Origin of the sequence: Agromyces sp. NBRC 114283, assembly GCF_030268405.1 — a bacterium.
Taxonomy (GTDB): domain Bacteria; phylum Actinomycetota; class Actinomycetes; order Actinomycetales; family Microbacteriaceae; genus Agromyces; species Agromyces mediolanus.
Map to the genome: position 1 here is coordinate 1 of NZ_BSQP01000012.1, position 255 is coordinate 255.

Sequence of the window (255 nt, forward strand, 5' to 3'; positions counted from 1 at the left end):
GTGTTGCCGGCCTCGGTGACGGGCGGGACCTGCTCGGCGAACGCCTCCTGGTAGTCGAACACCGGGTGGCGCCGGACCCCGGTCTGCGCGTCGTAGTTGCCGCGCACCACCGTGCCCGCGCGGTCCATGATCACACCGACCGGGTTCGGCACGACGACGGCGAGGATGCGCACGTCGCCGAGACGACGGAACGCCGCGCCCTGCCCGGTGATCTCGGTGCGGTCCCAGTCCACCTTGCCCGCGGACGCGCTCATG

At 72.5% G+C, this 255-nt stretch carries 1 pseudogene; it reads right to left on the reverse strand.

The features are described from left to right. Positions 1-255: pseudogene (locus tag QSJ60_RS19055) on the reverse strand (6-aminohexanoate hydrolase); the annotation flags it as partial.